The 13,773-nt window shown below is 38.0% G+C and carries 10 protein-coding genes; 9 read left to right on the forward strand and 1 reads right to left on the reverse strand.

Going from position 1 to position 13,773, the window contains the following annotated elements; genetic code table 11:
* The first annotated feature begins 118 nt into the window (after window positions 1-118).
* Both QUD79_RS01370 and QUD79_RS01375 read left to right on the forward strand, forming a co-directional pair.
* Window positions 119-730: a DUF938 domain-containing protein gene (locus tag QUD79_RS01370; protein ID WP_184425551.1), complete on the forward strand. Its 612-nt coding sequence runs from the start codon at window positions 119-121 to the stop codon at window positions 728-730.
* 329 nt (window positions 731-1,059) lie between these two features.
* Complete coding sequence (locus tag QUD79_RS01375) at window positions 1,060-2,940, forward strand: methyl-accepting chemotaxis protein (protein ID WP_184425553.1); 1,881 nt, start codon at window positions 1,060-1,062, stop codon at window positions 2,938-2,940.
* 325 nt (window positions 2,941-3,265) lie between these two features.
* On the opposite strand, the gene QUD79_RS01380 is transcribed toward QUD79_RS01375, so the two are convergent.
* Entirely contained in the window at window positions 3,266-6,148 is a 2,883-nt protein-coding gene (locus QUD79_RS01380; RefSeq protein ID WP_184425555.1) for a M16 family metallopeptidase, read from the reverse strand.
* A gap of 523 nt (window positions 6,149-6,671) precedes the next feature.
* Between QUD79_RS01380 and QUD79_RS01385 the strand changes: the two genes are divergently transcribed.
* Genes QUD79_RS01385 through kynA form a run of 7 tightly spaced genes read left to right on the forward strand, consistent with a single transcriptional unit; the run spans window position 6,672 to window position 13,719 of the window.
* The gene (locus QUD79_RS01385; protein WP_184425557.1) at window positions 6,672-8,135 is read left to right on the forward strand and encodes a 2-hydroxymuconic semialdehyde dehydrogenase; all 1,464 of its coding nucleotides are present in this window, start codon (window positions 6,672-6,674) and stop codon (window positions 8,133-8,135) included.
* 9 nt (window positions 8,136-8,144) lie between these two features.
* Window positions 8,145-8,573: a RidA family protein gene (locus QUD79_RS01390; protein ID WP_184425558.1), complete on the forward strand. Its 429-nt coding sequence runs from the start codon at window positions 8,145-8,147 to the stop codon at window positions 8,571-8,573.
* A 16-nt stretch (window positions 8,574-8,589) separates the two neighbouring features.
* Window positions 8,590-9,153, forward strand: coding sequence for a 3-hydroxyanthranilate 3,4-dioxygenase (locus QUD79_RS01395; RefSeq protein ID WP_184425560.1), 564 nt, complete (start codon window positions 8,590-8,592; stop codon window positions 9,151-9,153).
* On the forward strand, window positions 9,153-10,166 hold the full coding sequence (locus QUD79_RS01400; RefSeq protein WP_184425579.1) for an amidohydrolase family protein: 1,014 nt from the start codon (window positions 9,153-9,155) through the stop codon (window positions 10,164-10,166). Before QUD79_RS01395 ends, QUD79_RS01400 begins: the two co-directional genes overlap by 1 nt.
* A gap of 26 nt (window positions 10,167-10,192) precedes the next feature.
* Window positions 10,193-11,476, forward strand: coding sequence for a kynureninase (gene kynU, locus QUD79_RS01405; protein ID WP_184425562.1), 1,284 nt, complete (start codon window positions 10,193-10,195; stop codon window positions 11,474-11,476).
* A gap of 2 nt (window positions 11,477-11,478) precedes the next feature.
* Window positions 11,479-12,867, forward strand: a complete 1,389-nt coding sequence (locus QUD79_RS01410) for an FAD-dependent oxidoreductase (RefSeq protein WP_184425564.1) — start codon at window positions 11,479-11,481, stop codon at window positions 12,865-12,867.
* A gap of 3 nt (window positions 12,868-12,870) precedes the next feature.
* Entirely contained in the window at window positions 12,871-13,719 is an 849-nt protein-coding gene (kynA, locus tag QUD79_RS01415) for a tryptophan 2,3-dioxygenase (RefSeq protein ID WP_184425566.1), read from the forward strand.
* Window positions 13,720-13,773: the final 54 nt, after the last annotated feature.

Here is a 13,773-nt window from a genome sequence, read left to right on the forward strand (position 1 = left end):
AAAAGAGGTGTGCGTTATTCTGTTTGATTCAACATTAACATACTTTAATGTAATTATTTGGCATAGTATCAATTTTTAAGTAGTCTACGCCTTCTGTAGGTAACTTAATGTATTAATCATGTTAAATTTTTCAGACGCTTGTGAGCGCAATAAACACCCAATATTAGAGGTGTTAACGCCGCTTCTTATTAATTATCACTCCGTTTTAGAAATAGGTAGTTATTCTGGACAGCATGCTTTTCACTTTGCTCAACAGTTACCGCATATAAGTTGGCAGCTATCAGATAGAGCAGAAGGGATGGAAGCTTTATATCAAAACTATTCTGAGGTTAAACTCAATAATGTACTCGCACCTATAGCGCTTGATGTTAGTAACGCTCAAGAGTGGCCAAAACAAAAGTTTGATGTTGTTTATAGCGCTAATACTTTACATATAATGTCAGCTGCGCATGTAAAAATGCTCTTTGAGAATCTACCTAAGGTTTGCCATACCAACACCTTGTTAGCCATTTATGGTCCGTTTAATTATCATGGTAACTTTAGTAGTGAGAGTAACCAACGATTTCAGCAATGGCTACAAGATCGTGATCCGTTAAGCGGAATTCGTGACTTTGAGTGGGTAAACAAATTAGCAGAAAATATCGGTTTTAAACTTCAAGCAGATATTAAAATGCCAGCGAACAATCAGTTACTACTATGGCGTATGGAAAAAGAAATGGAGAGGGTATAACAATAAAAAAACTCGTCGTTAAACTAAGGGGCTGTAATTAAACACGGCTAACGCATTTTTATTAGGTTGCCCCCAAAATAATAAATATTAAGCCGATTGATTTTTACGTCTGAGAGCAAAACCTATTAAATCTTATACCAATATGGCAACAGTACCGGGATCTGATACATTTGTTGGTGCTGTTGTAAAGTCAGTGTGAGTTATATCACCGATAATATATAACCTTGTAGTTTTAGTGGATATTATTTAATTTTTGATGACATTGGATTTTTAATAATCTGGTGATAAAGTAAATTTTACTTTCTAAATCATTATAAAAGTGAGTGCTTGTGTTCCAACTGAAGTTTGCCCATAAAATTATTATTATTAGTGCTGTTTTGTTAGTACTTGCTTTGTTGGTTTCCACAACCATAAACTATATTTCTTTAAAAAGTGATACTCAAGAAAACCTTAATCGAGCCATTGATGAAATTGGCTATTCAGTTTCAAGCAATATTGCCAATTGGCTAAACGGCAAACTCCGTATTGTTAATTCTATAGCGCAAAGCACCTCAGAAAACCCTGAAGCTAACACTGTGCTTAAAACGGTGCAACAAGCCGTAAAGTCTGGGGCATTTAAAAACGCTTATGTTGGTGTAGAAAGCAGTGGTAAATTTATTTTAGATGACGAATCATTAGTTTTACCAGAAGGTTACGATGCCAGAAAACGCCCCTGGTATACCCAAGTTAAACAAACAAAAAAACCAACATTTACAGAACCGTATTTAGATGTGACGATAGATAAATTGGTGATATCACCCGTTTCGCCAGTAATGCCAAATGGTAATTTTGTGGGTGTTGCGGGTGGCGACATATTTCTTGACGACATTATTGAAATACTGAATCAGATTGACTTTCTTGATCTAGGTTACGCTTATTTAGTTACCTCTAAAGGTAAAATATTAAGCCATCCCAATAATAAAATGGTCAATAAAAATGTTGAAGAGTTATTGGGTAGTCGACCGGCATTTACCCCGAAACTAAATGAACTAGATGATAAAAATATTGTGTCATTTGTGCCTATTAATGGCATTGAATCAGTAGATTGGTATATTGGGGTAGTACTCGATAAAGAAAAAGCTTACCAATCTTTGGTGGATGCCCGTAGTACCGCCATTATTGTTGGTTTAGTTAGTTTATGTATTACCGTGGTGCTACTGCATTTTTTAATTGGTCATTTAATGAAACCTATTTATCGTTTAAATACGGCTATTAAAGACATTTCTGAGGGTGACGGCGATTTAACACAACGTTTATCGGTTGATACGCAGGATGAGATTGGTCAATTATCGTCCAACTTCAATGGCTTTATTGAAACTATTCATCATTCAATGCAACAAGTGAACAGATCTGCAGCTTCGCTTAACGAGCATATTGAGTTGGTTCGACAAAGTGCTCATCATGGTATATCAATGGCTGAACAACAATTAAATCGTAGTGCTAATGTCTCTAGTGCTATTACCGAATTAAGTAACTCGTCTAATGAAATATCGACTAATGCTGCTACAGCGTCAGAGTTAACTCGAGCGATGCAAGATCAATCGCAAGCAGGAATGAACGCTCTGAAAGATAATATCGAGTCGATTCAACACTTATCGCATATTATGGCTAACTCAAGCGACGATATTGAAAAATTAAACTTAGAAACGCAAAATATTGTTAGTATTTTAGATGTAATAAAAGGGGTAAGTACTCAAACTAATTTACTTGCACTAAATGCAGCCATTGAAGCGGCTAGGGCTGGCGAAGCAGGTCGAGGCTTTGCAGTGGTTGCTGATGAAGTTAGAAGTTTAGCGCAGCGCACACAAGAAGCCGCAACAGAAATTGAAACCATGATTGATAAACTCCAGCAAGGAACATTATCTGTTGTCAGTTCGATGGAAAAAAGTCAGAAAAATAGTAGTGATAGTGTTGATAAAGCTAATGTCGCAGATCAACAAATGCACTCAATTGTTCGATCATTAGAACAAGTTGATAATGAGAATCATGCGGTGGCAGAGGCCACTCAGCAGCAAAGTGATGTTATGGTTTCTATTGACGAAGATATCACTCAGTTAATGGAATTAAATCAACAAGGTGTTGAAAATTTACAACAAACTGACCAAGCTTGTGACCGTTTAAAAAGTGAATTTAGCCGCTTAAATAGTTTGGTTGGTCAGTTTAAAGTGTGATTATAAGTAAGTGGTTACTTCTTTATGCGCTATAGTGTGATTTTTTCTTCTATTAAAATATAAATATCTGCCAATAAAAAAGGCATCTTAAGATGCCTTTAATGTATAAGTAACCTCAACTCAGGTTAAATAGCTCTCTAGCAGCTATTTTTCCTGGCTTCTGCGTTAAATTCATAAACAATAGAATTATCTATTCTTAATGAATTTGCCCTGAATTAAGAAAAACCATCAAGCGAGTGAGTTGCTACAACCACAAGCCTAGCAACTTCAGGGCATTAACTTATCTCTTAATCCGAGTTAAGGTTAAGTAAATATCGTATTGACGTTATTCTTGCGTATTAAGCAAAATAGCTTCACCTAACCCGAGTGCATCTAGTCGCTCAAGTTGTGTTGCTGCATCCCCAACAATTAAATAAATCATGTTATCTGGCTGGATATATTGCTGAGCTAATGCTTTTATATCTTCCAGTGTAAGTACTTCTAATGCAGAGGCTCGCTGTTGTACATAATCTGCGGGTAAGCCATATTCACTCATGTTTTTTAGCACAGTAAGCTTTGCATTTGGCGTTTCAAAACGGCGAGCGTTACTTTTCAAAAAATAACCTTTAGTTACTGCTAAGTCTTGTTCATTGAATTCAGGTTGGTAATTTCTCAAAATGTCTCTGATCAGTGCTACGGCTTCAAGTGTAATGTTTGCGCGTACGCCACTATTAATCAAAAAATACCCATCAATTGGGCTACCTGAAAAGCCAGAACGTATACCATAAGTATAACCTTTTGTTTCTCTTAGCTCTTGGGTCAGCTTTGAGGCAAAACTACCACCGCCCAAGCGATAATTCATGACTTGTGCAGAGTAATAGTTAGGATCTGTTGCTTTTAATGATGGGTTACCAATATAAATCATTGATTGTTTCGCATTAGGTACATCATAAAAATAAACTTGAGCTTTTTTAGGCATTGCTGGCATGTCTAGCTTAGGTAATGTTAGTGCCTTTTCAGGCCACGCATTGGCTAGATCTTTTAATGAATTAGTCACTTCTTGCTCGGCAATATCACCAACAATATGAAAGCGTGTTAAGTTGGGAGATATTGCGCTTTCGTAGTAGTTCTTCAGATCAGCTAAGTTAATCGCATTGACTGACTCTTCTGTGCCAAATAGGTTATTCGCTAACAGGTGGTTATTACCATAAAGCAGCTTATTAAATTCGTTAGCCGCTATTATATTAGGGTTAGCAGACATATTTTTTATTGAGTTAATGGTTGCTTCTTTTGCTAAGTTAAATTCAGTTTCATCCCAACGCGGCTTTAATAAAATTTCTTTAACTAATTGTATTGTTTTAGCGTAATTTTTAGATAATGTGCTTCCCGATATTGTAATACTTTGTTTACCCGCATTAACGTGGATCGTTGCACCTAGCTTTTTGATAGCTTCTTCAAGCTCAGCACGATCTTTTTCTTGGGTACCTTTATTCATAAGCTCAGCTGTTAATCGAGCAACACCAATTTTATCTGGTTGATCAAAGAGCATCCCGCCACCTATTTCGATGGAAAAACTAACTAAAGGTACTTCGTTGTGTGTTATGCCATAAATGCTTAATCCATTAGCTAATTTCGATTGCCAAACTGGCGGCGCTTTTAGCACTATAGGCGAGCTATCGTAAGGGGGTTCAATAGAGCGATCAAAGCTTGAAGCTGTGCGTTCGTAGCTTGCTTTTTGCGATGCATCGAATTTTTCTTCTGCACCTACAACAATTTTTTCTTCAGCTACATTAGCTAACGTAGAGTTGTTTAGTGCTAACTGTGCTTTTCCTTTAGGAACAAAACTTGTTGCCACATAATGTTGATTTTTAATGTATTTATTATACACCCGCCAGACATCGTCACTAGAAACCGAAAGAATGTTATTAACATCTTGTTTAACAAAACCAGGGTCACCTGTATAAATGTTATATTGGGCTAACTGAAACCCTTTACCTAAAGCACTTGATAAGCTTTGGTAAAAACCTGTTTCTTGTGCAGCTTTAACACGGTTAAGGTCGTCTTCTGTAAACTTTTCTTGTTCAAAAAGAGCAAACGCTTGATTAACGGCATTAAAAATAGCGTTTAAGTCAGTATTTTCAAAAGCAGTGACTCTTAAAGACGTTTGTCCAGCAAGTTCAGAGTCGTAGGCTCCCATACTAACTGAACTGGTTAGCTTGAGTTGATCAATGAGGATTTGGTTCATCGCGGCGTTTTTGCCGTCAGTTAATAACTCTCTAAGTACTTCAAGCGGATAACTGTCAGGATGATAAAGTGGCACGGTTGGCCAAGTGATCGTAAGTTGTGGTGCTTTGGCGTAGTTATCTTCAAAATACAAACGCTTACTTTCTTTTAGATTAGCGGCTTGTTTTTTGTTGCGCTCAATTTCCTGACCTTTTGGTATTTCGTTAAAATATTTTTGGACCCACTGCTTGGCTTGGTTTTCGTTAAAGTCGCCTGAAACCACCAGCGTGACGTTATTAGGTACGTACCAACGATTAAAAAAGTCTTTTACATCTTGTAATGTCGCATTTTGAAGATCTTCAAGCGAACCTATTACTTGCCAGCTGTATGGGTGACCTTCAGGGTATAAATTTTTATCAATTACATATTGAGTATGGCCGTATGGTCTGTTGTCATTACTTTGGCGTTTCTCGTTTTTTACCACTTGTTTTTCTTTGGCTAGCACTGGTGCTGTTACGGTATTGATAAAGTAACCGAGTTTGTCAGCTTCTGCCCAGATCATTTTTTCTAAGGCATTTTTAGGTACTGTTTGAAAATAATTAGTACGGTCGCGACTCGTTGAACCATTAGCGCCTGAACCACCAATTCGCGCACTCATTTTATCTAAACCACCTTTACCTAAGTTTTCAGATTCAAGAAAAAGTAAGTGTTCAAATAAATGAGCAAAGCCTGTTCTTCCAGGGAGCTCTCTTGCTGAGCCAACATGGGCAGTAAGTGCCACAGCAACTACAGGGTCTGAGCGGTCAACATGAAAAATAACTTGCAGCCCATTGTCGAGGGTAAACTTTTCGTAAGCGATATTTAAATCACTTGTTGGTGCAGTACTGCTGTTTTTTTCTGTTTGAACTGAACTTGTTGATGCAGACTTAGTTGCTTGTTCAGAGCAACTAATCAATAAAGCACTAGTACATAGCGCTGTTACTTTGAGTAAATGTGTTATTTTCATTTAATTTTCCTGAAAAGGGGTTAATGCTTGCTATTTTGAATGAATTTTAGTGTTAACAACAGGTAAATTTTTCTACAAAGGTCAACAGGTCCTAGGGCGTGTTGATCTTTGCTGTACATTTTTGCAGCAATCTGTTTGGTGTTTATACAAGGCTGAACTTATGTAATGGGGTTGTTCCCCATAAGTAAGTGAAAACGCCGTAGAAAAACCAAAGAGGCGCTGTCCTACGGATACGTTTAAACATGATTTACTTTTCGTTCTAGCTCATTTATGTAGAATACTACACTTTATTCGCTACGCCTCAATTAAATCATGTTTAATTCGTACAAAATTTGTACTCGAAAAGTCAACACGCCCTAGTATTTAATACAAAAGTAGATAATATCTATGAATGGTTTGGCACAATTAATGTAATTTTAATTATCAATGAAGAGGCGATACAGTCACTTATTCACTATGCTAATAGTATTAATACTAAGTGCTTTGTTAATACTTATTTGTAAAATTACGGAAGGACTTGTTCATGGAGTTTAAAGGTTTAATACCTTGTTATGTCAATGGTGTTTTTATTGATACAGGGCAGTATGTTAATAATATTAATCCTGTTAACGGCGAAGTTATTTCTCAATTATGTGAAGCTACCCCTGCGCTAATAGATAAAGCTGTGAACAGTGCAACGTTTGCCTTTAAAGGAGCGTGGGGGGAAATGTCGGTCAATCAACGATGCGACCTATTGCATAAAGTGGCCGAGCGCATGATTGAGCGGCAAGCTGAATTTATAGAGGCTGAAATTGCTGATACTGGTAAATCGCTTTTTCAAGTTGAAACTATTGATATACCAAGGGGTGCGGCAAACTTTAACGTTTTTGCCGATATGGCAAAATTTACTAGCGGTGAAACTTTTCTTACCGAAACACCCAATGGAGAAAAAGCACTTAACTATAGCGTAAACAAACCACTCGGCGTGGTTGCAGTAATCTCACCTTGGAACCTACCTTTATTATTAGCTACATGGAAAATAGCGCCGGCGTTAGCATGTGGTAACTGTGTTATTTTAAAACCTTCAGAAGAAACTTCATCTACAGCAATGCTTCTTGCACAAGTTATGGATGAAGTTGGTGTACCAAAAGGCGTTTTTAATCTAATTTTAGGCCGAGGAAGTATTGTTGGAGATTATTTAACTGCACATCGTGGGGTTGACGCGGTTACTTTTACTGGAGCATCTGCAACTGGCCAGCATATTATGCGCTCTGTGGCTCAAGGGGTTAAACCTATTTCATTTGAACTGGGGGGGAAAAATTCAGCAATTGTGTTTAGTGATGCCGACCTTAAAAAAGCCATTGCCGGTGTTACTCGTTCAACGTTTACTAATTGCGGACAAGTGTGCTTATGTACAGAAAAAGTGTATGTTCACCGAGATATTGCTCAAGCTTTCATTCAAGGGCTGAAGCACAGTGCTAGCCAGATAAAAATAGGCTACCCAAAAGAAGCAGGTGTCTTTATTGGGCCTTTAGTGTCTAAAGCTCATCAAGAAAAAGTATTGTCGTATTATCAGTTGGCAAAAGATGAAGGCGCAGAGGTTATTTATGGTGGTGGTGTCCCTCATTTTGGTGATGAACGTGATAATGGCTGTTATATTGAGCCTACCATTATTACTGGGCTTGATGATAATGCGCGCGTCAATCAAGAAGAAATTTTTGGTCCTATTTGTCATATTTCAATATTTGACGAAGAAGATGAAGTTATTCGCAGAGCTAATAATACCGAATATGGTTTGGCAGCAGCAATATGGACGGAGAACTTATCTCGTGCGCATCGGGTTGCACCTAAATTAGACGTAGGCATTGTTTGGGTGAATACTTGGTTTTTACGTGATCTTCGAACCGCTTTTGGCGGGGTGAAATTATCGGGTATAGGTAGAGAAGGCGGACAACATTCAATGCGCTTTTATAGTGAGCCTACCAATATCTGTATCAAGATAGATTAGGACAAAGAAATGACAACAGAAAGTAAAGTAATTGTAGGTAAAGCTGTACCTAGAGGGAAGTTTCCACACGTAAAACGTGCTGGTGATTTTATCTATATTTCAGGTACAAGTTCGAGACTGCCCGATAATAGTTTTGCCGGTGTAGAAGTAGATGAGTTCGGAGCAACTAACTTAAATATTAAACTACAAACTCGTGCGGTAATTGAGAATATTCGCGATATATTAGCATCGGTAGGTGCTGAGTTAACTGACTTAGTGGAGATAAGTACCTTTTTAGTTAATATGAATGACTTTGCAGGCTATAACCAAGTTTATGGAGAGTATTTTGATTTTGATGGACCAACACGTACCACAGTCGCAGTACATCAATTACCGCACCCTCATCTATTAATTGAATGTAAAGCAATTGCTTATAAACCAATGATTAGCAATAGCTAAGGTTAAGGACAATATAATGACAGCCACACTGAGCGCATTTAATTTTCAGCGCTGGATAGAAGAGCACGAACATTTGTTGAAACCGCCAGTAGGCAATGTGCAAATTTGGCAAAACACCGACATGATGGTAACTGTTGTTGGCGGCCCGAATCAACGTACTGACTTTCATGATGACCCTGTTGAAGAATTTTTTTATCAGATAAAAGGCGACATGGTTTTAAAGGTAATAGAAGGAGGAGTCTGTAAAGATGTGTTTATTCGCGAGGGAGATATATTTTTCTTGCCTGCTCATGTTCGTCATTCTCCGCAACGTCCGGTGGCTGGAAGTATAGGGTTAGTGATTGAGCCGAAACGCCCACCGGGAGAAAAAGATGCGTTTGAATGGTATTGCTTTAATTGTAATAGCTTAGTTCATCGTACTGAAGTGTTATTAACCTCGATAGTTGATGACTTGCCCCCTTTATATCAGGCTTTTTATCAAGATGTTGAGGCCAGAACTTGTACTAGCTGTGGTGAAATTCACCCAGGTAAACAGCCACCAGACGGTTGGGTTACCCTTAATGAGAAGGACAGTTTGTGATGAAAGTAGTCGATATTCATTCTCACTTTTTTCCAAAAACTTGGCCAAGCTTGCAACAAAAGTTTGGTGGTGATGACTGGCCTTGGTTACGTCATCAAAAAAGTAATGGCTCGGGCTTAGAAAAAGCAATGTTAATGAAAGGCAATAAAGAGTTTCGCCCTATTTATTCGGCTTGTTGGGATGGAAAAGTACGTATTGAAGAAATGGATCAGCATGGTGTTGATCAGCAAATAATCTCAGCTACGCCAATATTGTTTGCTTACGAAAAACCTGTTGAGCAGTCACTATATTGCGCGCAGCTTTTTAATGATGCTGCTTTAGAGATTTGCCAAGTTAATCCGCAGCGACTATTTGCCATGGCACAAGTACCATTGCAGGACCCCGATGTTGCATGTGTTGAAGCAAGTCGAGCTAAAAGTACTGGCCATGTTGGTATTCAAATTGGCAATCATGTTGGCTTAAAAAATATGGACGATGAAGGAGTGCTTACCTTTTTACAGCATTGTGCTAGTGAAGATATCCCTGTATTTGTTCATCCGTGGGATATGATGGCTGCGGAGCGCACTAAAGATTATATGATGGGCTGGACTGTTGGTATGCCAGCTGAAACACAGCTTTCAATTGTTTCTATGATTCTTGGCGGAGGTTTTGATCGTGTGAGTAAAGAGTTAAAAATATGCTTCGCTCATGGTGGCGGCGCTTTTGCTTTCTTACTAGGGCGTCTAGAAAATGCTTGGCTACATCGAGATATTGCTCGTGGTAAATCGGCACATCCACCGAGTTATTATCTTGATCGCTTTTATTTAGATACGGCTGTTTTCGATCATGATGCCTTACAGCTATTGGTCAGTAAAATGGGCACAGATCGCTTGATGTTTGGTACCGATTACCCCTTCCCGTTAGGTGAACAGCAAATGGGACAGTTAATTAAAACAGCGCCACAGCTTACAGAGCTAAATAAACAAAAACTTCTAGCCAGTAATGCAGAGCAGTTTTTTGTGTTACCTAAATAATTAATCGCAACATAATTGAGTAAAAGATGAATTTAGAAAATACCTTAACCTTTGCCCAGCAACAAGATCAACAAGACCCTTTGTCGGCATACCAAGACTTATTTCATCAACCAGTAATTAATAACAAAGCTGTGCTGTACTTTACCGGTAACTCTTTGGGACTTTCGCCAAAAGCTGCAAAAAGCTATGTTAATGCAGAGCTTGATGAATGGGCTAAGTGGGGAGTAGAAGGGCATTTTCATGCAACGAACCCTTGGGTGAGCTATCACGAAATTTTAACACCAGCATCAGCGATGATTGTTGGGGCGAAAGAGTCTGAAGTGGTTTGCATGAATTCATTGACCACTAACCTACACTTATTATTTGTTTCTTTTTATCGACCAACAAAGCAACGTTATAAAATTATTAGTGAAGCCAAAATGTTCCCATCAGATCGATATTTGCTGGAAACACAAGCACAGCACCATGGCTTCGAGCCTGACGATGCTATTATTGAAGTAGCTCCGCGCGAAGGTGAACACTTAATTCGTGAAGAAGATATATTGGCGACAATTGCCGCGCACGGTGATCAAGTCGCGTTAGTTTTTTTTGGTGGAGTAAACTATTTTACCGGGCAGCTATTCGACATGAAAAAGTTAACCGATGCCGCTCATCAAGTAGGTGCATTAGCCGGATTTGACTTAGCCCATGCCGCCGGAAATATTCCGCTAAACTTACACGACTGGAACGTAGATTTTGCGGCTTGGTGTACTTATAAGTATTTAAATGGCAGTGCGGGTAATGTTGGTGCTATTTTTGTTCATGAACGTCATGGCGAAAATACTGAAATACCACGCTTCGGTGGTTGGTGGGGACATAATAAAGAGCGTAGGTTCTTAATGGAAAATCAATTTGAACCCATGAATGGTGCTGAAGGTTGGCAGTTGAGTAATGCGCCAGTAATGGGAATGGCTATTTTGAAGTCTTCTCTTGATATCTTTCAAGAAGTTGGTATGGAAAAGTTGAGGACTAAAAGTATTAAGCTAACTGCCTTTTTAGAATTTGTCTTTAATAATGTGATTGAGCTTTTTCCTGATATTAATTTAGAAATAATTACCCCTGCTGACTCTAATCAAAGAGGATGTCAGTTATCTGTTAAGTTAGAAGGAACAGACAAACGCTTCTTTCAGGCGTTAACTGATGCTGGCGTAATAGCAGACTTTAGAGAGCCTAATGTAATTCGTTTAGCGCCAACGCCACTTTATAATAGTTTTGAAGACGTTTATCGCTTTGGGCAAATATTAACTAATTTATTAACTTCGTGGAAATAGCTATGGCGGAAACTGTTGAAGAGACAGAAACAGAAAAAGAAGCGATTAGCATTGTTGGTGCAGGACCTGTAGGTGCTTTATTAGCGTTAATGTTAGCTAAAAAGGGCTATCAGATTGATTTATTCGAATCGCGGCCTGATTCTCGTAAAACAAACATTTATCAGGGAAAGTCTATTAATTTTGCCCTCTCTGAACGAGGTTGGTTGGCCTTAGAGACTTTAGGTATTGCCAATGAAATTCGCGAACAGGCTATCCCTATGTATTGCCGTGTAATGCATGATCTTGAAGGTAATTTAACGAAACAAGCCTATGGTAAAGATAATCAAGCTATATGGTCGGTGTCTCGATCTGGTATTAATGAACAGTTAATTAGTTACGCTGAAAAGAGTGAGCTAATTAACATACACTTTTCTCATCGTTTAACACAACTTAATTTCAATGATAATACGGCAGTGTATTTAGATAGCAATAACCAAGTAGTTACTCATCAAAGTGATTTAGTTTTTGGTGCTGATGGTGCTTTTTCCAAAGTGCGTCGATTAATGCAAGAGCTACCGAAACAGCGGATAAGTTATAGTTTAGATTATATGCCGCAAAGTTACATTGAGTTGAGTATTGCAGCTAATGATGACGGTAGTCATAAGTTAGAAAAAAATGCATTACATATTTGGCCTAGAAAAGACTTTATGCTCATTGCGTTACCCAATCTAGATGGATCTTTTACCTGTACATTGTTTATGGATCAAACTGGTGATATTTCGTTTGATGCTTTAAAGGAACATTCATCAGTTAACGCATTTTTTAACCAATATTTTCCAGATGCCGTTTCGTTACTTGAAAACCCAGTTGAAGCGTTTTTAGCTAAGGCTGCTTCGCCTTTGTGTTTAGTACATATTTATCCGTGGTTGGTTAATGATCAAGTTGCATTAATTGGTGATTCAGCTCATGCGATGGTGCCTTTTTATGGGCAAGGTATGAATTGTGGTTTTGAAGACTGCCGAATTCTAAGTGATTTAGTTGATACCACCCAAGGAAAGTGGCCGCTTGTACTGCAAGAGTATCAACGCTCTCGCAAACCCAACTGCGATGCAATTACTGAGTTAGCTCAACGCAACTTTGTAGAAATGAGTGATTTAGCCGGTAATGCTAACTTTTTGTTGCGAAAAAAAATTGAAGCTAAGTTTCATCAACAACATCCCTCGTTGTGGGTACCTTTGTATTCGATGGTAACCTTTTCGCCAAATATCCCTTATAGCAAAGCATTAGCTGTGGGCGATATTCAAAACGAAATTATGGATCAAATAATGCAAACTCCAGATATTGAAAATATTTGGCAAGACGATGCTATTTATAGTGCTATGTATGAATTAGCCTTAACTAAATTGGGGTAAATAATGAGTTGTCCACATAATAATAACTACAGGGATATGGAAGATAGCATTCATACAGACTTTAACGAAGATATGTCTTACGCTGACTATTTACGCTTAGACCAAGTGTTATCGGCCCAGCAGCCATTATCAAATCAGCATGACGAAATGCTTTTTATCACTATTCACCAAAGTAGTGAGCTTTGGTTAAAATTAGCAGGACATGAATTAACCGAAGCGATTGGTAATATTCAAAACGCTGATTTTGGTCATGCATTTAAAGTGATTTCCAGAGTTAAACAAATTTTTATACAACTGACGCAATCTTGGAATATATTGTCAACGTTAACACCGGTTGATTACCTTAAGTTTCGAGACTCATTGGGGCATTCATCAGGCTTTCAGTCTTATAGTTATCGTAAGCTAGAGTTTTTATTGGGAAACAAGAATGCCAAATTACTTAAAGTGCATCAGTCAAATGATCGTGTTTATCAAGAGCTAAATAAGGTGTTAGTTCAACCTAGCTTATATGATGAAGTGATTAAAGTGCTTGCCAAGCAGGGCTTAAAAATAGATAAGGACGCTTTATCGCGTGACTTTAGCCAACCATATCAGTCAAATACTTCCGTATTAAACGCTTGGCTTGAAGTATATAGAAATGAAGAACAGTTTTTTGAGCTATATGAATTAGCAGAGAAACTTGTTGATATTGAAGATGCATTTCAGCAATGGCGGTTTAAACATATGTACACTGTTCAGCGTATTATTGGTAATAAAATGGGAACAGGCGGCTCTTCTGGAGTTAGTTTTTTGAAGAAGGCACTGGATATAAGCTTTTTCCCAGAGCTATTTGAATTAAGAACGCATTTATAAATAACAAAATCATTGAAAATTGATATTATCATTCAATCATTAAGTATCAGTTAT

Origin of the sequence: Thalassotalea piscium (assembly GCF_030295935.1) — a bacterium.
In the GTDB taxonomy this organism is placed as follows: domain Bacteria; phylum Pseudomonadota; class Gammaproteobacteria; order Enterobacterales; family Alteromonadaceae; genus Thalassotalea_B; species Thalassotalea_B piscium.

Coding starts and splice junctions, on each gene's coding strand:
- QUD79_RS01395 (WP_184425560.1), top strand. CDS start 8,590: ATGACAGCCACACTGAGCGCATTTAATTTTCAGCGCTGGATAGAAGAG.
- QUD79_RS01390 (WP_184425558.1), top strand. CDS start 8,145: ATGACAACAGAAAGTAAAGTAATTGTAGGTAAAGCTGTACCTAGAGGG.
- QUD79_RS01380 (WP_184425555.1), bottom strand. CDS start 6,148: ATGAAAATAACACATTTACTCAAAGTAACAGCGCTATGTACTAGTGCT.
- kynU (WP_184425562.1), top strand. CDS start 10,193: ATGAATTTAGAAAATACCTTAACCTTTGCCCAGCAACAAGATCAACAA.
- kynA (WP_184425566.1), top strand. CDS start 12,871: ATGAGTTGTCCACATAATAATAACTACAGGGATATGGAAGATAGCATT.
- QUD79_RS01410 (WP_184425564.1), top strand. CDS start 11,479: ATGGCGGAAACTGTTGAAGAGACAGAAACAGAAAAAGAAGCGATTAGC.
- QUD79_RS01385 (WP_184425557.1), top strand. CDS start 6,672: ATGGAGTTTAAAGGTTTAATACCTTGTTATGTCAATGGTGTTTTTATT.
- QUD79_RS01400 (WP_184425579.1), top strand. CDS start 9,153: ATGAAAGTAGTCGATATTCATTCTCACTTTTTTCCAAAAACTTGGCCA.
- QUD79_RS01370 (WP_184425551.1), top strand. CDS start 119: ATGTTAAATTTTTCAGACGCTTGTGAGCGCAATAAACACCCAATATTA.